We start from the raw sequence: 24,885 nt of genomic DNA, 5'->3' as shown, positions 1-24,885 counted from the left end.
ACCGGCCATTCGATTTACAGGAGCGAGACCAATGACCTTCAACGAGGGCTCACAGATCGATCCGGACGCGGTCAGGTCCGGAGGTGGCGGTCCCGGCACAGGCGGGAAAATCGCGTTGGGCGGCGGATTGGGGGGTTTGATCCTGACGGTCGTCGTCCTGCTGCTCGGCGGCGATCCCGGTTCGGTGGTCGGCGGGCTGAACGGTGTCGAGGACAGCCCCTCCGCGCCGACGGCGGGCACGCCGGAGCACTGCAAGACCGGCGCGGACGCCAACAAATACCTCGACTGCCGGGTAGCGGCGACGGTGACCAGCCTGAATTCGGTGTGGGGCACGGAGTTTCCCGAACAGACCGGCGGCAAGGAATACGTCAAACCCGAGGTCGTCCTGTTCTCCGGCGCCACCGCCACCGGGTGCGGCAACGCCACCAGCGAGGTCGGCCCGTTCTATTGCCCGCTCGATCAGACCGCCTACTTCGACGTCCGTTTCTTCAACGAGCTGACCACCCGCTTCGGCGCGAGCACCGGCCCGCTGGCACAGGAATATGTGGTGGCGCACGAGATCGGGCACCATCTGCAGAACCTGCTCGGCGATCTCGGTCGCGCGCAGCGGGATCCGAACGGGCCCGAATCCGGCGCGGTGCGCACCGAGCTACAGGCCGACTGCTACGCCGGAATCTGGGCGCACTACGCCGACAAGCAGCCCGCGCCCGGCGGCGGTGCTCCCCTGTTGCAACCGCTGACCGATCAAGACGTCAAGGACGCGCTGTCGGCGGCCGCGGCGGTCGGTGACGACCGGATCCAGCGCAAGTCGGGCGGCCGGGTCAATCCGGAGGCATGGACGCACGGGGCCTCCGAACAGCGGCAGGCCTGGTTCCTCTCCGGCTACAAGTCCGGCCAGCTGAAGGGATGCGACACTTTCAGCGCGGCGGACCTGGGCAATCCCCCCGCCGTGCGCTGATCCGGCTCCGGCCGAACATTGGGCCCTGTCACAATGATCGACACCGCGACGCGCGGGAACCTCGGTTCCCGCGCGTTCGACATCTCGGCATCACCCGGTTCCAACGAATAGGGGTTCCATGCGCAAGTCGAAATCGGTTCTACTCGTTCTGGTTCTGATGCTCGCGGGCGGTTCGGGTCTCGCCGCGGCCGATCCCGATCCCGATCCCGCGACGTCGCCGGTGCTGGCGGAGGTCACCCTGACGACCATCCCGCACGGCTGGTCCGGCCGGCACGATCTCCGTCCCGAGCTCGAGGTCTTCCCGGACGGGCGCGCGATCAAGAAGCCCGACGCAGCCGCCGCCGGACGCGCCCCGGAGGTGCCGCCGCAGCAGCTCAACGGTTCGCTCCGAGCGGATGTGCTGCGGGCCGCGCAGGCCGAGATCCGGGCGCTGTCCACAGTCGACCTCGGGGAGCCCGCGGTCACCGACGAAAGCAAGCAGATCATCGATCTGATGCCCGCGGAGCGAGGCCAAGAAGTCCATTTGATCCTGTACGCACCGGGTTTCACCGAGGGGCTCTCGCCCGAGCAACAGGACGGACGGATTCGTTTCGCGGCTCTCTACCGGCGGCTGTTCGACGCCTTCGTGCAGGACTAGGCCACACGCGACGATGCCCCGTTTCCCGAAGGGGAAGCGGGGCATCGTTTTTCGAGCGTGTTAGAACTGATCCTGCTCGTAGTCCATACCGAGCATCTCATCGGAGTGCGTGGCGCCGATGACATCCGGCGTCGATTCGCCGAGCGGGCCGGTGAGATCGTCGTTGCCGGTCAGGCTCTGGTACGGGGTGACGTTGCGATCGTGCTCGTCTTCGTCGTTGTTGCCCCGGTTCGCGGCAGCCGCCGGATTACCCATGAACGAGTTACCCGTGCCCGCGGGCGTCGTCGAGGCGTTCATACCGGCGCCGAGACCCGTGGGCACGGTGGCCGCGCGCAACGGCGAGACCGTGCCGGGCACACCGGACACGCCCTTGGACGACGGGTTACCGGTGGACGGAACCCCGCTCCCCGTCCCGGTTCTGGGCGTACCGGTCGACGTCCGGGGCGTCCCCGTGCCCAGGACACTGGTGGCGCCCGGAGTACCACCGGTGTTGAGGGCGGACGGGTTCGTCGACGCGGGCGTGGTGGAGCTGGACGGCAGGCCCGAGCTGAGCGCGGACTGCGCCTTCGTCGCGGCTTCCTGCGCCGTGGTCGACAGCGGTTCGGCGACATTCTGCGCGAGCGTCTGCGCGACTTCCTGCGGCGACGGCAGCCCGCTCTGGCCGACCAGGTTCGACAGCATCGCGTTCAGCTCGGTGGTCTTGCCGGACAGATCGCCGCGGGTGGCGTTGACCACGGACACCGCGTTGCCGAGATGCTCCGTCGCCGAGGCCACCAGGGCGGCTTGCCCGGGCGGGGTCAGGATGACCGGCGCCATGGCGACCGCCTGGCTCGCGAATGACGTTGCGATGCCCGTCAATTGGGTGTTGCCGGTCTGCACCACGGCCGCGGCCTTCTGGGTCAGATCGGAGATATCGAAGCCGCGCTGGCTGGTTTCGGTGCCCTGGGCATTCGCCTGCTGAGCGGCGGTGGTGGCCTGCTCCGCGGCGGTGCCCTCCCAGAGCTGCTGGACGCTCGTGATGGCGCCCTGGCCGACCTGCATCGCCGATTCGATGACCGAGGAGGCGTTGCTCAGGATCGCGGTCGGGTCCAACGCGCCCATGACACCGGTGCCGAAGCTGCTGAGCAGCTGCAGGATCGGGCTGATGAGCTGGTCGACACCCGGCAGGGCGGCCAGCGACCCGCCGTTCAGCAGCGAGTTCACCGCCGCGGCCGGATCGCTGATGACCGAACCGAGCCCGGCGGTGTCGGCGATGGCGGCGACCTGCTTCTGCAACTCGCCGGAGGTCAGTGCGCCGGTGGCGCCGGTGAGCGCGGAGGTCGCCGCTGTCTGCGCCTGCTGCGCCGCCTCGGTGATGGAGGCCTGCGCACCGCTCAGCAAGCTCGACACATCCGACGGCACCGCGGTGAGCAGGTGCTGGGTATCGGCGACGGGCTGACCGGTCAGTCCGCCGAGGCCGCCGAGCCCGACCGGCATGGTGCCGGCGTTCTGCTGGTCCTCGGCGAGTTTGCGCGCGTAAACCAGTGCGGGCGACTCGGGTTCGGGCACTTCGGCCGGCCACTGGCCGAGCGGCACATCCGGAATCGCCTGCTGGGTGGCCTGCGCGGCCGCGATCGCCGGCTCGTGCGGCGCCGCCGCGGCGTGCTGCAGCGACTCCGTGGCCGGAATGTCTTGCGGCGCGATCACGCCGGTGTTCCCCGAATCGATCGGCTTCATGTCCCCCGCCTCAGATCTTGTTGTTCTGCACGGCCAGATTGACCGCGTTGCTACCGTCCTGGGCGAGGTATTCCTGGGCCGCGGTGTGCGCGCCGGCGGCCAGATCGGTGTACTTCGCCGCCAGCTCGTTCATGTCCTTGGCTTGCAGGACCTGGGCCGCGGCGAAGCTCATCAGGAAATCCGCGCCGATCAGTCCGAACACCGGTGTCATCGCGGCTACGCTAGCCGCCGAGTCGACATTGGCCACCCCGAAGATCTGGCTCGCGATACCGGCGTTCTGGACGCCGAAGACTCGGACCGCGTCAGTGTCCGCCGAGAGAAAATTCGTCAAGTTGGCACCCCCCAAATTGTTGTGCACATCAGTGTTTCGCCACCTAGCGTTCGAAACGGCCGCTACGGTTGGCGCTCAATATAGCCGACCAGGCGGCCAGTTTTCGAGCCGATACAGGTGTCCGGATGCCTAACTGGAACGTGTTGCAAATTAGAACGAGTTCTATATTCTCGATCACATGAAGGTCGCAGTGACCGGCGCAGCCGGCTACCTTGGCAGTAACCTGCTCCCCCTGCTCGTCGAGGCGGGGCACGAGGTCACCGCCATTGATCGGGTGGTCCCCCAGCACCCCACCGATCCCACGGTCACCTGGGTCTCCGGTGACGTGCTCGATCCCGCATCGATGCGGAAAGTCCTGGCCGGCCACGAGGTGGTGTATCACCTGGTCGCGGTGATCACCCTGTCCGAGAAGAACGATCTCGCCTGGAAGGTCAACACCGAGGGCGTGCGAGTGGTCGCCGAGGCCGCGCTCGCGGCCGGTGTGCGGCGCATGGTGCACACCAGCTCGATCCACGCGTTCAACCAGTACACCTGCGGTGGACACATCGACGAGGGCACCGTCCGCTCCACCGATGCCGCGCTGCCGGTCTACGACCGCTCCAAGTGGCAGGGCGAGGTGGAACTGCGCAAGGTGATCGACAAGGGCCTGGACGCGGTGATCTGCAATCCGACCGGCGTCTTCGGCCCGGCCGACTACTGCTCCCCGCTGTCCCGGGTCAATCGCACGCTCAAAGACGCGGCACTGGGCCGGGTTCCGGCGATGATCAGCGGCGGATTCGACATGGTCGACGTGCGCGACGTCGCGCTCGGCCTGACCCTGGCCGCCCAGAGCGGGCGCACCGGTGAGAACTACCTGCTCGGCAGCGAGATGGTGACCACCATGGACCTGTGCCGGATGGCCGCCGGTTTCAACGGCAAGAAGGGCCCGCGGTTCCTCATCCCCGCCAAGCTGGTGGCCGGCGCCATGCCCGTGCTGGAACCGATCGGCAAGCTACTGGGGGCGGAAGTGCTCTCCAAAGCCGCGCTGGGCGCGATCGTCTCCGCTCCGATCGTCGATCACAGCAAGGCCGGTACGGAACTGGGTTACCGGCCGCGCTCCACCGAGGACACGGTGCGTGACCTGGTCACCTTCTTCAACGATCCGGCCGCCTTCGCCCCGAAGGACACCCGCCGCATCGCTTGACACTTCCTAGAACGCATGTTCGACTGAGGGAGTGCGGTGGCAGAACCAGACCCTGGACGCCGACGACGGCGCATTGCCCGGTCTCGACCGGGCCGGGTTCGTGCGCACCGTGCAGACTCCCGAGTTCGAAGGCATCACCTTCCACGAGGTGCTCTGCAAGAGCGCGCTGAACAAGGTGCCGGAGAGTTCGAACCTGCCCTTCGGGTGGACGATCAACCCGATGCGCGGCTGTTCGCACGCGTGCCGGTACTGCTTCGCACGCCCCACCCACGAATATCTGGATCTGGACGCCGGCCGGGATTTCGACGCGCAGATCGTGGTGAAGACCAATATCGCCGCGGTGCTGCGCAAGGAACTCGGCCGGCGTTCCTGGCATCGGGAGCCGGTGGCCCTGGGCACCAATACCGACCCGTACCAGCGCGCCGAGGGCCGATACCGATTGATGCCGGGCATCATTCGCGAGCTCACCCGTTCCGGCACGCCGTTCTCGATCCTCACCAAGGGCACGCTGCTGCGCCGGGATCTGCCGTTGCTCACCCAGGCCGCGCAGGAGGTCTCCGTGCGCGTGGCGGTGTCGATCGCCATCTACGACCTGGAACTGCATCGCGGCCTGGAACCGGGAACCCCGTCGCCGCGGGCCCGTCTGGAGTTGGTCAAGGCGCTCACCGACGCCGGGTTCGACGTGAATGTCATGGTGGCGCCGGTCATTCCGTATCTCACCGACAGCCGCGCCCATCTGGACGAACTGTTCGGCGAGATCGCCGCGGCGGGCGCGACCTCGGCGGTGGCGTTCCCGATGCATCTGCGCGGCGCGACCCGCGGCTGGTTCCTGGAGTGGCTGGGCCGCGAGCATCCCGCGCTGGTGCGCCGCTACCGCCAGTTGTACGGGCGGGGCGCCTACGTGACGCCGGAGTACGCCGCGTGGTTGCGCGAGCGCCTGGGACCGCTTTTGCGAAATCACGGCCTGACAAGGGAAACCACAGTACCGTCGGCAGCCGAACCCGAGCCGGAGCAGCCGGCCGACCCGCAACTCGCCTTGTTCGCCTGACGGGCTCGGATTTCGACTGCCGACTACCGGCCCGCCGGGCCGCGATCGGAGTACTTTGGCCAATGGCACCCGTCCATGACGAGGAAGCGACCCGCGCCGCGAGTTCAGCGCCCGGCGGCGGAAGCGAAACGTGACCAATGGAGTGCGTCGCGAGCGGCGCGGATTGGATACAGGCCGATGGCGCAGTGGACCCGACCGGCGGACCGAAGCGATGCCGCCGCAGTGAAATTGGAAAAGGTTGTGATCCGGTTCGCCGGTGACTCCGGTGACGGCATGCAGCTGACCGGTGACCGCTTCACCCATGAGGCGGCCGCCTTCGGCAACGACCTCGCGACCCAGCCCAATTTCCCCGCCGAGATCCGCGCACCCCAGGGCACACTGCCCGGTGTCTCGTCGTTCCAGATCCAGATCGCCGACTACGACATCCTCACCGCGGGTGATCAGCCCGATGTGCTGGTGGCGATGAATCCGGCTGCGCTGAAAGCGAATCTGGAGGGTCTGCCGCGCGGCGCGACGGTCATCGTGAACACCGACGAGTTCACCAAACGCAATCTGTCCAAGGTCGGCTACCCCGGCGATCCGCTGGCGGACGGCACGCTCACCGATTTCGTGGTGCACCGCGTTCCGATGACTTCGTTGACCATGGGCGCCACCGAATCCGCCGGAGTCGGCAAGAAGGACGGCCAGCGGGCGAAGAACATGTTCGCACTGGGCCTGCTGTCCTGGATGTACGGCCGGCCGATCGGCGGCACCGAGCGGTTTCTGCGGGAGAAGTTCGGGTCGAAACCGGAGATCGCCGAGGCGAACGTGCTGGCCTTCCGGGCGGGCTGGAACTACGGCGAGACCACCGAGGCGTTCGCCACCACCTACCGGATCGCGCCCGCTACCCTGCCGCCGGGCACCTACCGGCAGATTACCGGAAACACCGCGCTCGCTTACGGATTGGTGACGGCGGGCCAGTTGTCGGGGCTGGAGGTGTTCCTCGGCACGTATCCGATCACGCCCGCCTCCGACATCCTGCACGAACTCAGCAAACACAAGAACTTCGGCGTCACCACCTTCCAAGCCGAGGACGAGATCGCCGGAATCGGTGCGGCACTGGGCGCTTCGCTCGGCGGAGCGCTGGGCGTCACCTCCACCTCCGGACCAGGGCTGGCCCTGAAGAGTGAGACGATCGGGCTCGCGGTGATGACGGAGTTGCCGCTGGTGATCGTCGATGTTCAGCGCGGCGGGCCGTCCACGGGCTTGCCGACCAAGACCGAACAAGCGGATCTGCTGCAAGCTCTGTACGGCCGCAACGGGGAATCCCCCGTCGCGGTGCTCGCGCCGCGCTCCCCCGCCGACTGTTTCGCCGCCGCGGTGGAGGCGGCCCGGATCGCCCTCACCTACCGCACGCCGGTACTGCTGCTGTCCGACGGTTCGATCGCGAATGGCTCTGAGCCGTGGTCGATTCCGGAGGTCGCAACCCTGGAACGGATCGATCCGGGGTTCGCGCCGGAAGGTGCCGCGGATTTCCAACCCTACGCACGCGACCCGGAAACCCTGGCGCGGCCGTTGGCCGTGCCCGGCACCAAGGGCCTCGCGCATCGGATCGGCGGGCTGGAGAAGGCCGACGGCAGCGGCAACATCTCCTACGATCCGGCCAATCACGAACTGATGGTGCGCTTGCGGCAGGCGAAGATCGACGGCATCACGGTGCCCGACCTCGAGGTCGACGATCCGGACGGGTGCGCCGAACTGCTGCTCATCGGCTGGGGCAGTTCCTACGGGCCGATCGGTGAGGCGTGCCGGCGCGCCCGCCGTCGCGGCGTCCCGGTGGCGCAGGCACACCTGCGGCATCTGAATCCGTTGCCGCCCAACCTCGCTGACGTACTGCGGGGCTACCGGATCGTGGTCGCGCCGGAGATGAACGGCGGCCAGCTGGCCATGCTGCTGCGCGGGAAGTACCTGGTGGATGTGCGGCCCTGGACGAAGATCGCGGGCACCGCCTTCTCCGCACAGGAACTCGTCGGCGTCATCGACGCCGCGCTAGACGGGTCGATCGACGAGCTGGAACAGGACAAGGCGTTCACCGCGCGAGCGCGCGCCACCTACATCGCGACCGGGGGTAACTGATGACAATCGCCGAAACCTCGCTCGTCGGAACCGATCTGGGACTCACCGGCCTGTCCGGCGTGCCCGCCGCCGACGGCCCGCAGAAGGTCAAGGATTTCACCTCCGATCAGGAGGTCCGGTGGTGCCCCGGTTGTGGCGACTACGTCATCCTGGCCACCGTCCGCGGTTTCCTCGCCGAGCTCGGATTGCGCCGGGAGAACCTGATGTTCGTGTCCGGGATCGGCTGTTCCAGTCGCTTCCCCTACTACCTCGACGCCTACGGCATCCACTCCATCCACGGCCGCGCCCCGGCCATCGCCACCGGACTCGCGGTCACCCGACCGGACCTGTCGGTCTGGGTGGTGACCGGTGACGGCGACGCTCTGTCCATCGGCGGCAACCACCTCATCCACGCGCTGCGCCGCAATGTGAACATGACGATCCTGCTGTTCAACAATCGGATCTACGGCCTCACCAAGGGCCAGTACTCGCCCACCTCGGAGCCGGGCAAGGTCACCAAGTCGACGCCGCTGGGGTCGGTGGATCACCCGTTCAACACGCTGTCGGTCGCGCTCGGGGCCGAAGCGTCGTTCGCCGCACGGGCTTTGGATTCCGATCGCGCGGGTCTGACCGAGGTCCTGCGCGCCGCCGCGGAACACCGCGGCACCTCGTTTGTGGAGATCCTGCAGGACTGCCCCATCTTCAACGACGGCTCCTTCGACGTGCTGCGCAAGGGCGACGCCGAATCCCGGCTGATCCCGCTGCGGCACGGACGGCCGATTCGCTTCGGCGCGGAGGGTGAATTCGCGGTGGTCCAAGCAGGTTTCGGGCTCGCGGTGGCCCGCACCGAGGAGGTGCCGGAATCCGACATCATCGTGCACGACGCCTACCGCGACGACCCGGAGTACGCCTACGCCCTGTCTCGCCTGTCCGATCAGGACCTGGGGCACGTTGTCACCGGCGTCTTCCGCGCGGTCACCCGTGCCACCTACGACGACGGCGTCCGCGCCCAGGCCTCGACAGCCCGCGAACGCAAGCCCGTCGGGCCGGACACACTCCAGTCTCTGCTCACGGGCACCGAAACCTGGACGGTCGCACCGTAATCCAAAACACCCGCAGCTCCGGGCCGAACTTCACACGCGTTTGGCGAATCCGAGCTCGATGACCGCGTCGCGCTCGGCTTCCAGCTCCGCGATGCTGGTGTCGATCCGCGCGCGGGAGAAGTCGTCGACCTCGAGGCCCTCGACGATCCGGTACTCGCCATCGGCGCAGGTCACCGGGAAGGAGCTGATCAAACCCGCCGGAACACCGTACGAACCGTCCGACGGTACCGCCATCGACGTCCAGGCGCCTGCCGGAGTCCCGAGCACCCAGTCGTGGATGTGGTCGAGAGCCGCGCTGGCCGCGCTGGCCGCCGAGGAGGCGCCGCGCGCCTGGATGATGGCCGTGCCGCGCTGCTGGACGGTCGGGATGAAATCCGCGCGCACCCAGGCCTGATCCTCGATGAGGTCGAGGGCGCGACGCCCGCCGATGGTGGCATGGGTGAGGTCGGGGTACTGCGTGGCGGAGTGATTGCCCCAGATCGCGACCCGCTCGATCTCGGCCGCCGGCCGGCCGGTCTTCTTGGCCAGCTGCGCGACCGCGCGGTTGTGGTCGAGGCGGGTCAGCGCGGTGAATCGGGCCGCCGGGACGTCCGGAGCGTTGCTCATGGCGATGAAGGCGTTGGTGTTGGCCGGATTACCCACCACGAGCACCTTTACGTCGGCGGCGGCGCTGGCATTGATCGCTTGGCCCTGTTCGGTGAAAATGGGCCCGTTCGCGGCCAGCAGATCCCCGCGCTCCATGCCCGCGGTGCGCGGCCGCGCACCGACCAGCACGGCGACGTTCGCGCCGTCGAATCCGGTCCACGGATCATCGCTGATGTCGATGGACTCCAGCAGCGGGAAGGCCCCGTCCTCGAGCTCCATCGCCACACCTTCGAGGGACGCGACCGCCGCCGGAATCTCCAACAGCCGCAACCGCACCGGGGTGTCCGTGCCGAGCATCGCGCCGGACGCGATCCGGAACAGCAGACCATAGGCTATCTGGCCCGCGCCGCCGGTCACGGTGACGGTCACGGGGGCTTTCCGGGCGGCGGCGCTGCTCACGACGAACTCCTTGCGATAGAAGGACACTCGCCCTCAGCCTATCGATCCGCACCGCCACCGAGAGCTAGGCGTGAGCTACAGAACAGTAGGCGGTTCCGCACGTTTTCCGCGGCCAGATCGTGGATCGCCTCCCCGCGAACTCGCGAACTCGCGGACAGTGTCTCAGATCAGTTCGGCGACTTCGCGATCCGAGAGCACGATGGGCGAGACCAGCTCCTTGGCCCGCGCCAGCTGCACCGCACGGTAGAGCGGGCGTTCCCCCAGGCCGGCGTCCCGGGCCTCGGCCCGCAACTGCTGGACCAGCACCGTGGAAACCGCGACAGCGGCCGCTGATCGGCTCGCCGCGAGCGCGTCGGCGAGCTTGCGCAGGCCCAGCAGGTGCAGTTCGCGGCCGCTACCCGCGTCGGTGTACATCGCCAGCGGGATGAGCTGCGTATCCGGACCCGAGGTGACGCGCAGCGCGATCCGGCTCAACCGCCCGGGGAACACGAGCAGTTCGACGCCGTTGGCCGCGGCCACCTCGATCCGCCGCGAGCTGAAGATTCGCTGCGCGTGCAGCGTGGTCCCGGTCAGCCACATCCGCCGTCGGCGGGACGCCAGCGCGTACCCGACGGTGGGCGCTCCGACGACGAGCCCGATGGCGAGTGCTACCGGCCAGTCGGCCACCGTCGCCGCGAGCAACGCGGCGACCACTCCGACGCCGGTGGCCACGAGCGCCAGCCGGCGCAACATCGGCGCGTACACCTCGGGGGCCACCAGGTCGAGGCCGATCGGCGAATCACGCTCCGCTCCCCCAGCATTGCTCTCCACTGCCCCAGCCTCTCGCGACATCACCACACCCCGGGGTGCGCGAATACGGTACCGCGCAACGGAGTTCGAGGCACCGGGTTACAGCGACTCACGAACGACGGCGACGACCTCGTCCAGGGACACCTGTCGCTGGTCACCGTTCGACATGTCCTTTACGCCGATGGTGTTCTCCGCGAGGTCGCGGTCGCCGAGCACCAAAGTGTATTTCGCGCCGGACTTGTCGGCCGCCTTCATCGCGCCCTTGACGCCGCGCCCGCCATAGGCCAGGTCGACGCGCACGCCCGCCGCCCGCAGCTGCGCGGCGACCACCACGAGGCGCTGCTTGGCCGCGTCGCCGAGCGGTACGCCGAACACCTCGCAGCGTGCCGGGTCGCCGGCCGGCTTGCCCTCGGCCTGCAACGCGAGCACGGTGCGATCCACACCGAGGCCGAACCCGATTCCGGACAGCGGCTGCCCGCCGAGTTGGGCCATCAGTCCGTCGTACCGGCCACCGCCGCCGATACCCGACTGCGCGCCGAGGCCGTCGTGCACGAATTCGAAGGTGGTCTTGGTGTAGTAGTCCAGGCCGCGAACCATGCGCGGATTCACCACGTACGGCACGCCGAGCGCGTCGAGGTAGCCGAGCACCTGCTCGAAGTGGGCCTTGGCCGACTCGGAGAGGTGGTCGATCATCAGCGGCGCGTCCGCGGTCATTTCCCGCACGTCCGGGCGCTTGTCGTCGAGCACGCGCAGCGGGTTGAGTTCGGCCCGCCGGCGGGTCTCCTCGTCCAGCGGCAACTTGAACAGGAACTCCTGAAGCAGCTCCCGGTACTGCGGACGGCAGGTGTCGTCACCGAGCGAGGTGAGCTCCAGCCGGAAGCCGTCGAGCCCGAGGCCGCGGTAACCCGCGTCGGCGATCGCGATCACCTCGGCGTCCAGCGCCGGATCGTCGACGCCGATGGCCTCCACCCCGACCTGCTGCAACTGCCGGTAGCGCCCCGCCTGCGGGCGTTCATAGCGGAAGAACGGACCGGAGTACACGAGCTTCACCGGCAGCTGCCCGCGATCGAGGCCGTGCTCGATGACCGCCCGCATCACACCGGCGGTGCCCTCGGGACGCAGCGTCACACTGCGGTCGCCCCGGTCGGCGAAGGTGTACATCTCCTTGCTGACCACATCGGTGGATTCCCCGACGCCGCGCGCGAACAAGCCGGTGTCCTCGAAGATCGGCAGCTCGATATGCCCGTATCCGGCCAGTCGGGCGGCGCGGAGGAGGCCGTCGCGCACCGCGACGAACTCGGCCGAACCGGGCGGCACGTAATCCGGGACCCCCTTCGGGGCGGAGAAGCTGCTGGTCTTGGTCACGGTGGCAAGTTTCCACCACCTGCCCCGCCGAAGTCCAACCGGTTATCCCCGGCCCGATCGGCGGCGCTCGCTACGCCTCGCGTGGTTGCGCTTCCGGGCGCCGGGCCGGTACCGCGGGCGCGCGCCGCGCTTGTTCTCAGGGAAGTGCGAGGTGTCTCAGGAAGAGATGGCACACTCTTACCCCGGAAGATCTGAACGGGGAGCGCACGATGGCATCCAGCGGGAGAGCCCGCGCTAGTGACCCCGGAAGGAACCGGAATACGGGAGGAACGTGGTAGTGCCGACCAACGAACAGCGACGAGCGGCGGCTAAACGCAAGCTCGAGCGCCAGCTGGCCAACCGTGCCGAACGGGCGCGCAGGCGCAAGCAACTGACCATCGCCGGATCGGTACTCGGTGTGGTCGTCGCGGTAGCGGCCGCCACCGGCGTGTATTTCCTGACCAAGGGCGAGGACAAGAAAGACGACACGGCGCAGCCGGACGCCTCCCTGACCGCGGCCGCGCCCCCGGCCGCGAAGCCCAAGGCCGACCTGGTCAGCTGCACCTACTCCGACAGCGCGAAGCCGGCCGACAAGCCGGCCACCAAGCCGGAGCAGGTCGAGGTGCCCACGACGGGTCCGAACGCCAAGATCAGCATGAGCATGGAGACCAGCGCGGGCCCGATCGGCCTGACGCTGAACAACGCCGAGTCGCCCTGCACGGTCAACAGTTTCATCAGCTTGGCCAAGCAGAAGTACTTCGACGGCACCTCCTGCCACCGGATGACCACCGGCGAGGGCCTGAAGGTGCTCCAGTGCGGCGATCCGACCGGCACCGGAATGGGTGGCCCGGGTTACCAATTCGCCAACGAATACCCGACCGATCAGTACGCCCCGAATGATCCGAACGCGCAGACGCCGGTCGACTACAAGCGCGGCGTGCTCGCCATGGCCAACGCCGGTCCCGGCACCAACGGCAGCCAGTTCTTCATCGTCTACGGCGATTCGCAGCTGCCGCCGCAGTACACCATCTTCGGGTCGGTGGACGAGAGCAGCCTCAGCACCCTGGACCAGATCGCCCAGGGCGGCAGTGACGATTCGAACGGCCCCGGCGACGGCAAGCCGATCAAGCCGGTGGAGATCCAGTCGGTGCTGCTCGACAACTGAGCGGCAACACTCCGATCAGTGGCATTGACTTCGGGCCCGGCGCCGCACAGGCGCCGGGCCCGTGGCGTATCCCCAGGTAGATCCCCAAAAGGCAAGGCACACCTAATCATCCGGCAAGGATGCCCTTAAACCTGATTTCCTCCTGAACTTCCCGATGCGTGACGGAAATGTGCGATATATGCTGGATCCGGCACGTCCACACGGTTGCTGCCGGGAGTTCTCGGGTAATCTCGAACCAAGGAGTACACGTAGCGTAGCCATCCCTAAATCACCTGGGCGAACCCCTTGGGGAGGCCGCGACACGAGTGCTCTGGGTGTCCACGTTTGCAGGCGGGGCATTGTCCAACGGGCTACAGTTCGCGTGGCGATGTCCGGACGAAGCACCACAACATCCATAGTGATCACTGCAGCATCGGGGAGCAGCCATGTCCGAGGAACTGGACGACATCGGCCGAGAGACCGCGGCCATGATGAAGACTATGTTGCAGCTTGCGACCCTGGTCGCACTGCGTACCCGCGAGCGTGGTCAGAAAGAAGCCGAAGCTCGCGTCAAGCTCACCGAGGCCCGGATGAAAGAGGCGCGGGAGCTTCAGATCCGCGAAGCCCGCGATTCCAAGGCAAAAGATCCGCGCAACGTCGAGCTCGCGCGCATGGTGGAGAAAGGCGCACCGGCCAAGGGCATTTCGCTGGAAAAAGACCGCTTCTCCGCCCAAGCCGAGGCCACGCGCATGGCGGCCACCGCCAGTGCGGCCAAACAACCGCTCGTCCGCTACGACTCCCAGGAACGCCGCCAGGCCATCGCGGCGCACCTCTCCCGCCTCGGGGTGGCGCCGGAACTGGCCGCGGTACGGATGCTCATCGAAGTAGGGCAGGCACAGCCGCCCGAAGAGGCCGTCCGGAAACGTAACGAGGAGGCCCGCGCCATCGCGGCGCGCGGCCGGGAGCCGGAGGCTCGCGGGCTGGAACGAGTCCGGCAGTAGCCACCACCGAAAAGCAAACGCCCGCTGCGAGCAGCGGGCGTTTTACTGTTGCGGGGCAACCGATTACATCCGGAAGTCACCGATCGTGGGATCGCCGAACATGCCCTGGGCCGGCGACTTCAGGGGTAGCGGGCTCAGCATGTCCTTGTGACCGTTGCGGACGCTGCAGTACTTGAACGGCCCGCGCGGATCGAACAGCTTGGTCATGTGCGGATCGGCGTGGTCGAGGAACCAGATGCTCAATCCGGTGCTCGGCTCCAGCCGGTAGTGCTCCCAGGCGCGCCACAGCGCATCCAGCCGTGCCACCGCCTCGGCGTGTTTCCACCACTCCGGGCACCACACGGTCTCGCTGATGTCGGTGACCTGACGGCGATAAACCAGGCTCAAGTAGTTCTCGACGAACTCCACGACATTCGTGTAGATCATCGGTTGCTGCTGCTGTTCTGTCACAGTGGCCGAACCTCCTTAACCTGCCCGGAGTCCTGGGGCGGGACGACCTTGGTCAGCTTGGGCGAGCCGATCAAGTCGGAAATGGTGGTCTTGCGGGTGGGATCGTGATGCGCGATCGAAGCCTTGACCTCCGCAGCGTAGTCGCCCTCCCACCACGGAACCGTGCGAACGAGAACCGCCGGCTGACCGGAGGTGAACACGATCGCCCGGCCCTTGGGCAGCGTGGTCAGCGCGTGCACGGTGAACGTCTTGGACGCGCCGAGCGAACGCGAATAACTCTTGCCCCCTTTGGATTCCGAGACCGAGGAGGAGATGGATTCGTACTCGCCGATGGCCTCGGAGCGGTCCCGCAGGAAGTTCATATCATCCACGCCACTGCCGAGCACCTTGATATTGGCGGCCGACCAGAGCGCGAGCATGCCCGCGTCACCCCAGCAGCGGGCGCCCTGCGCCCAGGACTGCAGCACCGTCATCACGACGATGCCGCGCGAACCGAAGTGGCTGTACTGCTTGGGCAGATCCTTCCAGCGCACCACGTTGGCGGCCTCGTCGAGCACCGCGAGCAGCGGGATCGGCAGGCGGCCACCGGGCGAACGGGACGCCTTGCGCATGGCCACGTCGACGACCGCCTCGGTCAAGGCGCTGACCAGCGGGGCGGCCGAGCCGCGGCCCTCCAGGGAGAGGCTGTAGAGGGTGCCGTTGCGCTCCACGAACTCCAGCTCGTCGAACTGGCGACGGTCACCGCCGGGCAGCACCCACGGGTGCACGTTAGACAGCTGCAGACAGCGGATCATCTTCTTGGCCGTGCCGAAAATGCCACTGCGCGTACGGGGATCGGCGTTGTACTGCATAGCCAGGCCGGACGCGGTGTAGTCGTGGCTGGCGGCGCGCAGCAGCTCGATGGGCTCGTGGTCGCCCGGGTTGGTGACCCAATCCCACACCTGCACGATCGGCCGGCGTGCCACGGCCGCGGCCAGGAACAGACCGGCCAGCAGGTCCTCGGCTTCGGGATCGAAGAAGACGTCCGAGGACGAACTGTCCGTACCGTTGTCGGCGTCGGCGAAGTGGCCGGCCAGGCGCTGGGCCCGCATCTCGCAGCCTTCGCGGCGCGCGTCCACCCAGTCCAGCGGATTCCAGAACCAGGTCGGGTCCTCGTCGGCGACGCCCTGCGGATCGAAGACGTAGGTGGGACTGCCCTTGCCCTCCCGCACGTCGCGGGTCGCGTCGACCACGTCGCGCTTGTTGGAGGTGGTGAGCACCGGGCCGATGGCGGACAGGATCGCCGGGATCACCCGGGAGGTCGACTTGCCCTGGCGCGGCCCCCAGATGTCGAGATGCAGGTCCTCGTAGGAGCCGTAGAGCATGACGCCGTCGGCGACGCTGACACCGATGGGCACGCCGGGGGCGTCCTTGTAACCCAGTTTCATGCCGAGCTGTTCGGCCTTCTCCCGGACACCCGCCTCGGTGAGCGCGGCGATGGCGCCGCCGGTACCCATATACCCGGCCTTGTCGTCCACCGGCAGTTTGCCTTTGGACTTGTGCGTGGTCAGCCGCTTGCGCACCAGCACGGTGGCAACGACCGCGACCGCGACCAGGATGACGATGACCGTGGCGGGCTTGGGCCAGGTGAGCTGCCCGCGCACCAGTTCGGCCACGATGGCGATCGGGTTGACCGGGACGTCCTGCCGGACCACCGCGAGCGCGTTGCCGAGGTGCAGCGCGATCCACAGCACCCCCAGCATGGACAGCCCGAGGTAGATAAGGATGAGGGCGGGATCGGGACCGACCGCCGCCGGATCCGTCACCTTCTTCTTTTTCGCCATGTCGTGCCTCCTCGATCCTTTCTGCCAAGACGCTGGGTGCCGAAACCTGTTGAGTATCAGCGGTATGCGTCGAGCCGCCAACCCGCCGGGGTGCGCACCACCGTGGCGATCACGGTGCTGGGCGGCAGCGATTCCTTGCGTCCGTTCGGGTAGACGACCGTCTGCTCGATGCCGATCTTGTACTGCTCGGTGTCGGGGTCGGCGCCGCCGGGCGGCTTCTCCCCCGACGCGAAGGTGAAGGCCTCGACCACGGCCTTCGCCTTCGCCCAGTCGGCCCACTGCAACGTCACTTTCGGCGCGGTCTCGACCGGTGCGGCCACGCTCGTGGTGGGCGTGGCGCTGGTCGGCTCCGCGGTGGTGGTGGCGAACGGACCGACGCCCGTCGCCCGGGTGGACGACGATACGGGCGCCGCGGGCGTGGTCAATGCCGGTTGTGCGTCCAGCACGCGGATCAGGCTGGGGCCCAGCCATTTTCGAGCCCGCTCCAGGGACGCGCCCGGGGCCTCCTGGGCGGGTCGCCAGGTGAAGATCTCCCGCAACGCGGTAACCGCGACCCCATCCGGCGTGACCGGATCCGGAGCGGGGACCCCCTCGAGCAATCGGGGGGTGGACGTGGCGGATTGGGCGGCATCGGAATTCGCGCCGTCGCCCCCGTCCCGCGCGCAGCCCGCGCCGAGCACCGCCACACTCACCACCAGCATCACCACCAGCTTCGCGGATGAGATCGGATCATCGGACACAAAATTCCTGTACTTCCAGGCTAACCGCCCGGACCGGACCTGTGCGGGTCCGTGCCCAACTCGCGGCCCGGCGTGTTTCACAGCACCCTCCTGGCCCGCGCGTCACCGGGCATCGGCACCTCGCTGACGCCGCCGGAACGGCCGTCCGCGCCGGGCACCGCCTGGATCATCGTGCCGTCGCCGGCATAGATTCCGACCTCGGCGGGACCGCGCGGCCCGAACGAGCTGAACACCAGATCACCGGGCTGGATTTTGCTCATCGACACTTCAGCGCCTGCCTCCCACTGTTGTTCGACGGTGCGGGCCAGGGTGACGGTCCCGGCGGAGGCCGCGAATACCGCCGCCGCGGTGAGGCCGGGCCCGTCCAGCCCGCCGCTGCTCGGGCCCTGCGGCCCGCCGCCACCCCAGACATACGGTGTGCCGAGCCAATCGTGCGCGGCCTCCACGATCTGCACGCCCCCCGCGCCCTCCTCGGGGGTGAAACGGCCTTGTGCACCGGGCGACCGGTACTGCGGCTCCATCGCGAGGATGTTGCGCACGTAGGGCTGGGTCTCCGAGAGATGCGCCGCATACTGATTCGGCATCCCGCCGGAGGCGAGCACCGCGCCCTCACCGGCGTTGTAAGCGGCCAGGGTGAGCGCGGTGACATCACCCTGCACCCGGCCCTCGGAAATCCACTGCCCCACCTTGCCCGCGATGGCGCACATGTAGCGGCCCTGACCGATGATCGCGTCACCATCGTCCCACACGCTGGCCACGCCGTTGCCGTCGGCGTCGATCACATACGGCTGCCCGTCGTCGGGATTGGTGGAGGCGGCGGTGCCGGGCAGGAACTGCGCCAGCCCCTGCGCACCCGCCGGTGAGGTCAGACCGCGCCGGAATCCCGACTCCTGCTTGGCCTGCGCGGCCAGCAGCGACGGGGTGATCTCCGGGCACAGCGAACCCGCACGGCGATACCAGATCTCGAGTTCCTCGGGCACCTTGCCGTCGGCGAGGGCGCCGCCCTGGGTACCGAAGCCGCGGCTGCACCGCGGATCAGCCGAATACCATTGCGCGCCGCCGAGATCAGGAGTCGGTGCACCGGCCAGCCAGGGCAGCGGATCGATGTGGCGGCCACCGGTGAACCGGCCACCCGGCACGATCTCGAAATGCAGGTGCGGGCCACTGGATTCGCCCGCCGAGCCGACCAGGCCGATCTGCTGGCCCGCGGTCACGGTGTCACCGACGCGCACCAGCACACCGTTGTCCCACATGTGCCCGTACACTGCGGAGTAGCCGCGGCCGTTGGTGTCGATGGAGTCGACCACGATCCAGTTGCCGAACCCCGAAGCGGGGCCCGCGGCCACGACTTTCCCGTCGGACACCGAGAAGATCGGGGTGCCGTCGGCCGCCGCCATGTCGACGCCCCGATGATCGCCGCCGCGCGAACCGAAGGTGTCCGACACCGTGAAGGTGCCCGTCGCCATCGGCATGGTCCGATTCAGCGGCCCCACACCGGCGGCCAGCGACGGCGTACCGGTCACGGTTGGATTCGTCTGTGCCGCACCGGGATCGGGCGGGGCGGTCGCGGCGGCGCGGGGATCTCCGGGCGCCCAGCCACCCAGCGGAGGCAGCGCGGTCTGCGAGGCGCCCAGCACGGCGGAACCTTCACACGGGTCTTCGATGGAGGGCAGCACCACCACCAGCACCATGGCGATCAACCCGACCACAATGCCGAGGGCAAACCACAGCACGCCTTTGGCGTTCATCGCGGGCCGCGTTTCACGTTCGGCGACGGGCTTCGTTGAGGGTGTCGGCCAGGGTGCGGTTCATCTCGGCGGCCGCGGCCAATTGTTGTTGCAGGAGAGCCACTTTGCGGCGCAGGGCGGTCGCGTCCATGCGATCCAGACCGGGGCCCTCGGTGGCGCGAACCCAATTGCGCACCGAGTTGGTGTGCACGCCGATCTGCTCGGCGACCACACGGCAGGCTTCCGACTCGCTGCGGAGTTTGCCGGTCAGCGCGATGACCTGCTCGACGGCGGCCTTGCGCACTTCCGGCGACACTCTCCGATACGACCGATGCGGCATCATAAGATAGTCCTCGCACTTCTCATGCTGTGACTATTCGGCATGATCAGGGCCCTCCGTGGTTACACTGCGCTGCCGCCTCCAGGCCTGACTTCTCATGCCGCGCTCCCCGGGGAACCCGTTCCGCGCGCGGTGGATTCGGTGAACTCGCTGAAGCGCGAGTTGGTGTCGTGGATGCCGCTTTCCCGCTCGGACAAGGTGAACTCCATATGGAACGGTATGCCGGGCCGGCGGTCTTCGCCGATCTTGATGAGGAATTTGCCGGTGCCGGGGGGCGACGGACGTTGCTGGCCGGGCTTGAGCGCCTCACCGGTCAGTGCCTGCGGCGCGGACCAGCCGGTCACCATCTCCGTTTCGGCGGAGGTGAACGGCACGATGCTGTCGAGGCGCTTGACCTCCTCGCCCGGCAGCGCGCCGAAGATCTTGGCGCGCGCGCGTTCCAGGAAGCCCAGCGCCTTGGCGATGGCCGCTTCGGAGCCGAGCGCCTGCAGGTCCTTGATGGTGTGGCTGATCATGATCAGCGAGGTGGCGATACCGCGCTGCAGACGCGTCAGCTCGTCGACGCGGTCGACCATGAAGTCGCCGAGGCCGAGCACCTGCCACAGCTCGTCCATCACCACCTGGAAGTAGCGCTGCGGGCCGAGATCGGCGTCGGAGAGCACGTGCGCGGCCTCGACCGAGGCGAAGCCGTCGGCCCAGCAGGCCAGCATCACAGCGGCTTTGAGCTTCTTGTCGCCGGTCGGGATATGCGAGACATCGATGCAGACCGCGACCGCGCTGGTATCGATGGGCACCGAGGTCTGGCCGTTGAAGATGGCGCCGAACGGGCCCTGGGTGAGCGCGCGCAACGAGCGCCGCAGCCCCTTGATGGCGATGTTGTATTCGTCGACGTCGTCGGCGCCGGCGTCGAGCCGGAGTTCGTCACCACCGGCGACGATGACCTCGAGCAGGTTCTCCATGATGGGGGGCTGGTCCGGGGTGTAGCCGCTGCCCGGCTGGTAGAGAATGCGCAGCGCGGTGGCGATGAGGGTTTCCTCGTAGTCGCGCACGCGGGCGCCGCGCACCAGCTCGACCAGACCGGCGATCAAGGTGACCTGCCGGGCCCGGAGATCTTGCAGCACTTGCAGTTGCAGCGCCGGGAACTCGTCCAGCATCGGCACCACCGAGCCGAGCACGCCCGCGGCCAGCGGGTTGAGCTTGCCGTGGCCATAGCCCAGGTCGATGACCTGGCCGCCGACCAGTTCCACCATCTTGCGGTAGTCCGGTTTCACGTCGGCCAGGATCAGCGGCGTGATGCCCTGCGCGATGCCGCCGAGCACGATCCGTCGCACCAGCGAGGACTTGCCGAAACCGTTGAGGCCCAAGACGAAAAGGCTCGGCGCGGTGATGAAGCTACCGCGCAGGAACCAGTTCATCGGGTCGAAGCAGACCGGGGCGCCGGTGTGCAGGTGCGAACCGAGCGGGGTGCCGATGAGCGGCGCGCCCGCGCCGACCGACCAGGGCCACAGGCCCGCGACCTGTGCCGTGGTGGCGCGGTATTCGACCGGGCGGCCGACCACGTTCATCCGGCCGCCACCCTCGCCCGCGAAGCCGCGATCGGTGAGTTGCGCTGTGCTGCGGTCGAAACCGTCGACGATGACCTGCTCCGCACGGGCCGCGTAATTGCGGCGGCGGATGTCGTCGGTGCGGACCCGGAAGGCGGCCCAGGCGGCGCGCAGGCCGTTGCCTTCGCGGCTGAGGGCTTCCAGCTTGGCGCGGGTGCTGTCATCCAGCAGCGCCGGACCCTGCTTGGTTCGCCTGTCCGCCTTGGCTTTCGCGCGCAGGGCGGCTTTGTCCATGAAGGGGGTGCCCATGGCGCGATCGGCGGCGTAGTCGACCTTCGCCGGCCGCATGGTCCGCTGGTCCTTGCGCGCCTGGGACTCCACGCGCGGCTTGGCCGGGCGATCGGGCCGCGCCGCGTGCGCGCCCCGCTCTCCGCGCGGCGGGCGCGGGGTGGCGGAATCGCGCGAGGGTTTGGCGACGTCGACGCGTCCGCCCGAAGGCCTGGGCGGACGGGGCTTCTCGCCCTGGGGCCGCTCGGCGCGAGGCCGCTCCGGACGAGCGGGGTCGGGACGCGGCCGGCGCTCGCCGGACTCCTGTGCCGCCCGGCGCTCCCGTCCGGCGAGCTCCTCGGCCATCCGACGACGATCGGCACCGGTCGGCGGCGCCGGTTCCGGTTCCCGCGGGCGACGCCGTTCGGGCATCTCCTCGATCCCCGAACGCTGGCGCACCCGCGGCGACTCGGCCTGGGCCGATCGGTCCCCGGCGGGCAGCAACGTCCAGTCCTCGTCGCGGCGCGGACGGCGGGCCGGAGCCTCGTCCCGCCCGGAGCCGGCCGATTCGGACGTGGTCGAACCACCCGGCTCAGTGCCGGGTCCGCGCAGATCGTCGTCGTGGTCCATGTGGATCGCCTACCCCGCCAATGCCTTCGGAATGGTCGCGTGCTCCGGCAGGATCACCCCGCAGCCGAGCGAAGCCGCGAAGGCCGCCGACTGATAGCGGTAACACCGCCGGATCTTCAAGCGGGCCTGTGTGGACAGGTCGCGCGTGATGGCTTCGATGCGCGGCAGGTCACCGCGCAGTGGCTCGGTGATGGTCACCAGCGCACCGAAGCGGGTCACACCGTGACCCCGGGCCTGCTCCTCGCGGGCCTGCTGGGTAGCGCCCACCCGCAGCGTCGCCGCCGCCGAGACGACCCCGCGTTCGCTCTGCTGGGCGACGAGGGCGTTCTTGAAGTCGTCGTCCACGATCTCGGCGGCGTCCGCGGCCGAATGCGGCCGGTACACGATGGCGATGCGCTTGCGCGGCACCTCCGGGTTGGGCGCGAGCAGCCGTTGCAGCACCCGCTCGTCCACCGCGCCCTCGGGGGCGGCGTCCATCTCCCAGGTGACCGAGCGACCGCCGTCGTGGATCAGGTGGTCCCACTTCTCGTCGTGCGAGACCGGGCCCGCGTCGGCCCAATCCAGCCCGTGCCCTTCGGGATCCGACGCCGCGACCTCGAGGTCGGCCTGCGAGGCCGGGTCGTAGCTGCGGCGGATGAAGGCGATCACCTCGTCGGCCGACATCGGCTGGGCGCGCACGCCCGCCTCGGCCAGGGCGGCGCAGATTCCCGGCAGCCGCCGGCCGATCTCGACGGCCTCCTCGGCCGGATTCTTGCGGCGTTCGGCGGTAGTGGCCTTGAACGTGATCGCCACGCGCGGCAACAGTTGCACCCGCTCCTGCGGCAGTTCGGTGGCCAGCTCGTACATCACCTGCTGGGCCAGCTCCGGAGCGTCCGGGCGGGTGATGGTGGAAACCTCGGTGAGCAAACGGTTTCCGGTCTCGGGCACGGTATCGATGACCGGCACCACCGCCACGATGTCGGAGGTCTGGCCGACCGAGGCGAGGAAGGTGCCCCAGGCCGAGACCCAGCGGTCGATCACCGGTTGGTCGACGGCCTCGTGGCCCTGCGGCCAGGCCCGCAGCACCACGGTGTACTGGGCGAACTGCGGCAGGTGGATCATGCCGAAGCTGTAGCCGCCGGCGTCGATGCCCTCGTACAGCTTGGACGGGGCCAGCAAGCCGGGCAATCGCGTGACACCGCCGGGGATCCGGGAAAACCGGCCGCCGCGGTACACGTGCTCGCCGCGTTTACGCGAGCGCATCCAGTTGAACATCATAATTCCCGTCTCATAGCCGGAGCGCCCTCCGGTTCGCCACACCAGTGGAACCATCACCAGAACGCCGAAACCACCGACGATCAAACCCCATTTGAAGCCGCCGACCATGGCCGTGATCAGCGCCGTGATCACGACCACGAAGCCGATCACGGTCTCCTCCCAGCGCAGGCCGAAAAGGCCCGCGCTGCGCGGCTTCTGCCAGAGGCCGTAGGACCGGCGCTCGTAGGTGTCAGACATCGTCATCGTGGAATGGTGCTCCTCCCGAGGTCGGGCGAACGATTCGCCCAACGGTCACCGGCCATGTCTCCCATGCTTTGTTCGGCATTGCTGATCCCGCTCGTCGCGGCTCTGGCCGCACCGATCCGGCCGGCCGCTCGTGCCGCTCCGGACGATACGGGCGTCGCGCCCGCGGGCCCGGAGGCGCGCGGAGGCTGAGCCGTCGCCGCTTGGCCGCCACCGCCGCCGGGGCGCGGCGGCGGGACCGGACGGGGTGGACCGCCACCGCCGCGCGGACCGCCCGCGCCGCCCGGCGGGCCGGTGCCGCTGCCGCTCACATAGCCCGGAGAACCCGCCGCCGCAGTGCCTTTCACGCCGACCGCCTTGGTGCCCATCGCGCCGAGCGCCGCCGCCGCGACCAAGGTGCCGCCCGCCGCGGTCAAACCGGAACCACCGGAGCCGACGATCGCGACCGCCGGGGTGACCAGGCGCATCAGCGCGGGCAGCACGAACGCGACACTGCACAGCAGCACGATCGCGACCAGCATGCGTTGCGCCTCTTCGCCTTCGGGCAGACTCGTGGTGGAGGTGAGCCCGTCGACGTGGCCCGCGGTGGTGAAGGCGATCATGTAGACGATCGCCGCCACCGGTTTGTAGAGCATGAACGCGATGATCCAGCCGACCAGCTTCTGGTAGGAATTCTTGCCGATGTCCATGCCGGAAGACGCCGCCGCCAGCGGCAGCACACCGGCCGCGACTATCAGCAGACCCTGCCGGACGATGGCGAGGATGATCTGCGCGAGCGCGCCCAGCAGGCCGACGATCGCGATGATCAGTACCAAGCCTGGCGAGAATGCTTGCAGCTTGGATGTTTTCACCATCAGCTCGGCCAAGTCCTTGGCGTTGCCGTTGGTGGAGTCCTCGATGATCCACTCGGAGAAGCGGTCGGAGGCCTGGGTACCCGCGACGATGATCGCGCCGAGCATCCACGAGGAGAACACCACCCGGGCGAACATCCGGAAGCCCTCCTCCGCCTCGCCCGACACGCCGCCGCGCCGGGCCGCGGCCAACCGGCCGCCGGAGATGATCACCGAGGCTATCAGCAGCATTATCTGGATCTGATAGGTGTAATCGTTGATCTTGGTGAACAGCGAACCGCCGTCACTGGCCGCCTCGTTCGGCACTTTCATCCAGAACGTGAGCGCCAGGATGAGCGCCTCGCCGAGCCCGTTCATCAGCGAGTCGACGACCTTGCCGAAGGTGGAGTCCCAGGCCTTGTCGCGCACCGCGGCCGCGGCGTCGCCGGGGTGGGTGGTGGCGTTGCCGCCCTTGCACACCGCGGACGCGAGGTCGCCGAGCGAGGGTGTGCCCGGGATGCCGACGCCGTCGAGGGTGTCGTGGATCTCGTTGCAGGTTTGATCGAAGCCGTACTGTGCGTAGGCCGCAGTCGGCGTCACCATCATCACGGTAAAGACGACCGCGAGGATTGTTAGGAGCTT

At 68.4% G+C, this 24,885-nt stretch carries 21 protein-coding genes; 8 read left to right on the top strand and 13 right to left on the bottom strand.

Going from position 1 to position 24,885, the window contains the following annotated elements:
• The first annotated feature begins 31 nt into the window (after positions 1 to 31).
• Positions 32 to 958, top strand: a complete 927-nt coding sequence (ypfJ, locus tag BJ987_RS17720) for a KPN_02809 family neutral zinc metallopeptidase (RefSeq protein ID WP_209891102.1) — start codon at positions 32 to 34, stop codon at positions 956 to 958.
• Positions 959 to 1,076: 118 nt separating this feature from the next.
• Entirely contained in the window at positions 1,077 to 1,595 is a 519-nt protein-coding gene (locus tag BJ987_RS17715; protein WP_209891099.1) for a hypothetical protein, read from the top strand.
• Positions 1,596 to 1,655: 60 nt separating this feature from the next.
• Here the strand turns inward: BJ987_RS17715 and BJ987_RS17710 are convergent, their stop codons facing one another.
• Together BJ987_RS17710 and BJ987_RS17705 are read right to left on the bottom strand one after the other, a co-directional pair.
• Positions 1,656 to 3,311: a hypothetical protein gene (locus BJ987_RS17710; RefSeq protein ID WP_209891096.1), complete on the bottom strand. Its 1,656-nt coding sequence runs from the start codon at positions 3,309 to 3,311 to the stop codon at positions 1,656 to 1,658.
• Positions 3,312 to 3,321: 10 nt separating this feature from the next.
• Positions 3,322 to 3,642, bottom strand: a complete 321-nt coding sequence (locus tag BJ987_RS17705; protein ID WP_245366015.1) for a type VII secretion target — start codon at positions 3,640 to 3,642, stop codon at positions 3,322 to 3,324.
• Between the two features lie 178 nt (positions 3,643 to 3,820).
• On the opposite strand from BJ987_RS17705, the gene BJ987_RS17700 reads away from it, so the two are divergent.
• The 4 genes from BJ987_RS17700 to BJ987_RS17685 all read left to right on the top strand — a co-directional run bounded on the left by BJ987_RS17700 (position 3,821) and on the right by BJ987_RS17685 (position 9,070).
• Positions 3,821 to 4,825, top strand: coding sequence for an NAD-dependent epimerase/dehydratase family protein (locus BJ987_RS17700; protein WP_209891091.1), 1,005 nt, complete (start codon positions 3,821 to 3,823; stop codon positions 4,823 to 4,825).
• Positions 4,826 to 4,856: 31 nt separating this feature from the next.
• Positions 4,857 to 5,873 (top strand): Rv2578c family radical SAM protein, encoded by a 1,017-nt coding sequence (locus BJ987_RS17695; protein WP_209891089.1) that lies wholly within the window; start codon positions 4,857 to 4,859, stop codon positions 5,871 to 5,873.
• Positions 5,874 to 6,050: 177 nt separating this feature from the next.
• Positions 6,051 to 7,988: a 2-oxoacid:acceptor oxidoreductase subunit alpha gene (locus BJ987_RS17690; RefSeq protein WP_209891086.1), complete on the top strand. Its 1,938-nt coding sequence runs from the start codon at positions 6,051 to 6,053 to the stop codon at positions 7,986 to 7,988.
• A complete protein-coding gene (locus BJ987_RS17685; RefSeq protein ID WP_209891083.1) occupies positions 7,988 to 9,070 on the top strand; it encodes a 2-oxoacid:ferredoxin oxidoreductase subunit beta in 1,083 nt (360 codons plus the stop codon). The genes BJ987_RS17690 and BJ987_RS17685 overlap by 1 nt, the downstream gene beginning before the upstream one ends.
• 30 nt (positions 9,071 to 9,100) lie before the next feature.
• Here the strand turns inward: BJ987_RS17685 and BJ987_RS17680 are convergent, their stop codons facing one another.
• The 3 genes from BJ987_RS17680 to hisS all read right to left on the bottom strand — a co-directional run bounded on the left by BJ987_RS17680 (position 9,101) and on the right by hisS (position 12,268).
• Positions 9,101 to 10,114 carry a malate dehydrogenase gene (locus BJ987_RS17680; RefSeq protein ID WP_209891080.1) on the bottom strand — a complete coding sequence of 338 codons (1,014 nt, stop codon included), beginning with the start codon at positions 10,112 to 10,114 and terminating at the stop codon, positions 9,101 to 9,103.
• A gap of 162 nt (positions 10,115 to 10,276) precedes the next feature.
• Entirely contained in the window at positions 10,277 to 10,924 is a 648-nt protein-coding gene (locus BJ987_RS17675) for a hypothetical protein (RefSeq protein WP_307869658.1), read from the bottom strand.
• A 78-nt stretch (positions 10,925 to 11,002) separates the two neighbouring features.
• A complete protein-coding gene (gene hisS / locus BJ987_RS17670; protein ID WP_209891074.1) occupies positions 11,003 to 12,268 on the bottom strand; it encodes a histidine--tRNA ligase in 1,266 nt (421 codons plus the stop codon).
• A 277-nt stretch (positions 12,269 to 12,545) separates the two neighbouring features.
• Between hisS and BJ987_RS17665 the strand changes: the two genes are divergently transcribed.
• Together BJ987_RS17665 and BJ987_RS17660 are read left to right on the top strand one after the other, a co-directional pair.
• Entirely contained in the window at positions 12,546 to 13,412 is an 867-nt protein-coding gene (locus BJ987_RS17665) for a peptidylprolyl isomerase (protein WP_209891071.1), read from the top strand.
• A gap of 425 nt (positions 13,413 to 13,837) precedes the next feature.
• Complete coding sequence (locus BJ987_RS17660; RefSeq protein ID WP_209891068.1) at positions 13,838 to 14,392, top strand: hypothetical protein; 555 nt, start codon at positions 13,838 to 13,840, stop codon at positions 14,390 to 14,392.
• 63 nt (positions 14,393 to 14,455) lie between these two features.
• Here BJ987_RS17660 and BJ987_RS17655 read toward each other — a convergent pair whose 3' ends face one another.
• The 8 genes from BJ987_RS17655 to BJ987_RS17620 all read right to left on the bottom strand — a co-directional run bounded on the left by BJ987_RS17655 (position 14,456) and on the right by BJ987_RS17620 (position 24,846).
• Positions 14,456 to 14,842: a DUF4913 domain-containing protein gene (locus BJ987_RS17655; protein WP_307869657.1), complete on the bottom strand. Its 387-nt coding sequence runs from the start codon at positions 14,840 to 14,842 to the stop codon at positions 14,456 to 14,458.
• On the bottom strand, positions 14,839 to 16,665 hold the full coding sequence (locus BJ987_RS17650) for a type IV secretory system conjugative DNA transfer family protein (RefSeq protein WP_209891066.1): 1,827 nt from the start codon (positions 16,663 to 16,665) through the stop codon (positions 14,839 to 14,841). Before BJ987_RS17650 ends, BJ987_RS17655 begins: the two co-directional genes overlap by 4 nt.
• 56 nt (positions 16,666 to 16,721) lie before the next feature.
• Complete coding sequence (locus tag BJ987_RS37320; protein WP_307869656.1) at positions 16,722 to 17,405, bottom strand: hypothetical protein; 684 nt, start codon at positions 17,403 to 17,405, stop codon at positions 16,722 to 16,724.
• A gap of 77 nt (positions 17,406 to 17,482) precedes the next feature.
• Positions 17,483 to 19,153, bottom strand: a complete 1,671-nt coding sequence (locus BJ987_RS17640) for a peptidoglycan DD-metalloendopeptidase family protein (protein ID WP_209891063.1) — start codon at positions 19,151 to 19,153, stop codon at positions 17,483 to 17,485.
• 13 nt (positions 19,154 to 19,166) lie between these two features.
• Positions 19,167 to 19,472, bottom strand: a complete 306-nt coding sequence (locus tag BJ987_RS17635; protein ID WP_245366014.1) for a transposase — start codon at positions 19,470 to 19,472, stop codon at positions 19,167 to 19,169.
• Positions 19,473 to 19,567: 95 nt separating this feature from the next.
• Positions 19,568 to 21,913: a putative type IV secretion/conjugal transfer ATPase gene (locus BJ987_RS17630; RefSeq protein WP_245366013.1), complete on the bottom strand. Its 2,346-nt coding sequence runs from the start codon at positions 21,911 to 21,913 to the stop codon at positions 19,568 to 19,570.
• Between the two features lie 9 nt (positions 21,914 to 21,922).
• Positions 21,923 to 23,413, bottom strand: a complete 1,491-nt coding sequence (locus tag BJ987_RS17625) for an SCO6880 family protein (protein ID WP_209891057.1) — start codon at positions 23,411 to 23,413, stop codon at positions 21,923 to 21,925.
• Positions 23,410 to 24,846 carry a hypothetical protein gene (locus BJ987_RS17620; protein ID WP_245367166.1) on the bottom strand — a complete coding sequence of 479 codons (1,437 nt, stop codon included), beginning with the start codon at positions 24,844 to 24,846 and terminating at the stop codon, positions 23,410 to 23,412. Before BJ987_RS17620 ends, BJ987_RS17625 begins: the two co-directional genes overlap by 4 nt.
• Positions 24,847 to 24,885: the final 39 nt, after the last annotated feature.

This window comes from Nocardia goodfellowii (genome assembly GCF_017875645.1).
Classification (GTDB): Bacteria; Actinomycetota; Actinomycetes; order Mycobacteriales; family Mycobacteriaceae; genus Nocardia; species Nocardia goodfellowii.
Note: the sequence above shows the minus strand (reverse complement) of the source record. Positions and strands in the feature narration are given on the sequence as shown.

What these genes read in the sequence shown, in the direction of transcription:
- ypfJ (WP_209891102.1), top strand. Translation starts at nt 32, where the DNA reads ATGACCTTCAACGAGGGCTCACAGATCGATCCGGACGCGGTCAGGTCC.
- BJ987_RS17715 (WP_209891099.1), top strand. Translation starts at nt 1,077, where the DNA reads ATGCGCAAGTCGAAATCGGTTCTACTCGTTCTGGTTCTGATGCTCGCG.
- BJ987_RS17710 (WP_209891096.1), bottom strand. Translation starts at nt 3,311, where the DNA reads ATGAAGCCGATCGATTCGGGGAACACCGGCGTGATCGCGCCGCAAGAC.
- BJ987_RS17700 (WP_209891091.1), top strand. Translation starts at nt 3,821, where the DNA reads ATGAAGGTCGCAGTGACCGGCGCAGCCGGCTACCTTGGCAGTAACCTG.
- BJ987_RS17690 (WP_209891086.1), top strand. Translation starts at nt 6,051, where the DNA reads ATGGCGCAGTGGACCCGACCGGCGGACCGAAGCGATGCCGCCGCAGTG.
- BJ987_RS17685 (WP_209891083.1), top strand. Translation starts at nt 7,988, where the DNA reads ATGACAATCGCCGAAACCTCGCTCGTCGGAACCGATCTGGGACTCACC.
- BJ987_RS17660 (WP_209891068.1), top strand. Translation starts at nt 13,838, where the DNA reads ATGTCCGAGGAACTGGACGACATCGGCCGAGAGACCGCGGCCATGATG.
- BJ987_RS17650 (WP_209891066.1), bottom strand. Translation starts at nt 16,665, where the DNA reads ATGGCGAAAAAGAAGAAGGTGACGGATCCGGCGGCGGTCGGTCCCGAT.
- BJ987_RS17640 (WP_209891063.1), bottom strand. Translation starts at nt 19,153, where the DNA reads ATGAACGCCAAAGGCGTGCTGTGGTTTGCCCTCGGCATTGTGGTCGGG.
- BJ987_RS17635 (WP_245366014.1), bottom strand. Translation starts at nt 19,472, where the DNA reads ATGCCGCATCGGTCGTATCGGAGAGTGTCGCCGGAAGTGCGCAAGGCC.
- BJ987_RS17630 (WP_245366013.1), bottom strand. Translation starts at nt 21,913, where the DNA reads ATGGACCACGACGACGATCTGCGCGGACCCGGCACTGAGCCGGGTGGT.
- BJ987_RS17625 (WP_209891057.1), bottom strand. Translation starts at nt 23,413, where the DNA reads ATGACGATGTCTGACACCTACGAGCGCCGGTCCTACGGCCTCTGGCAG.
- BJ987_RS17620 (WP_245367166.1), bottom strand. Translation starts at nt 24,846, where the DNA reads ATGGTGACGCCGACTGCGGCCTACGCACAGTACGGCTTCGATCAAACC.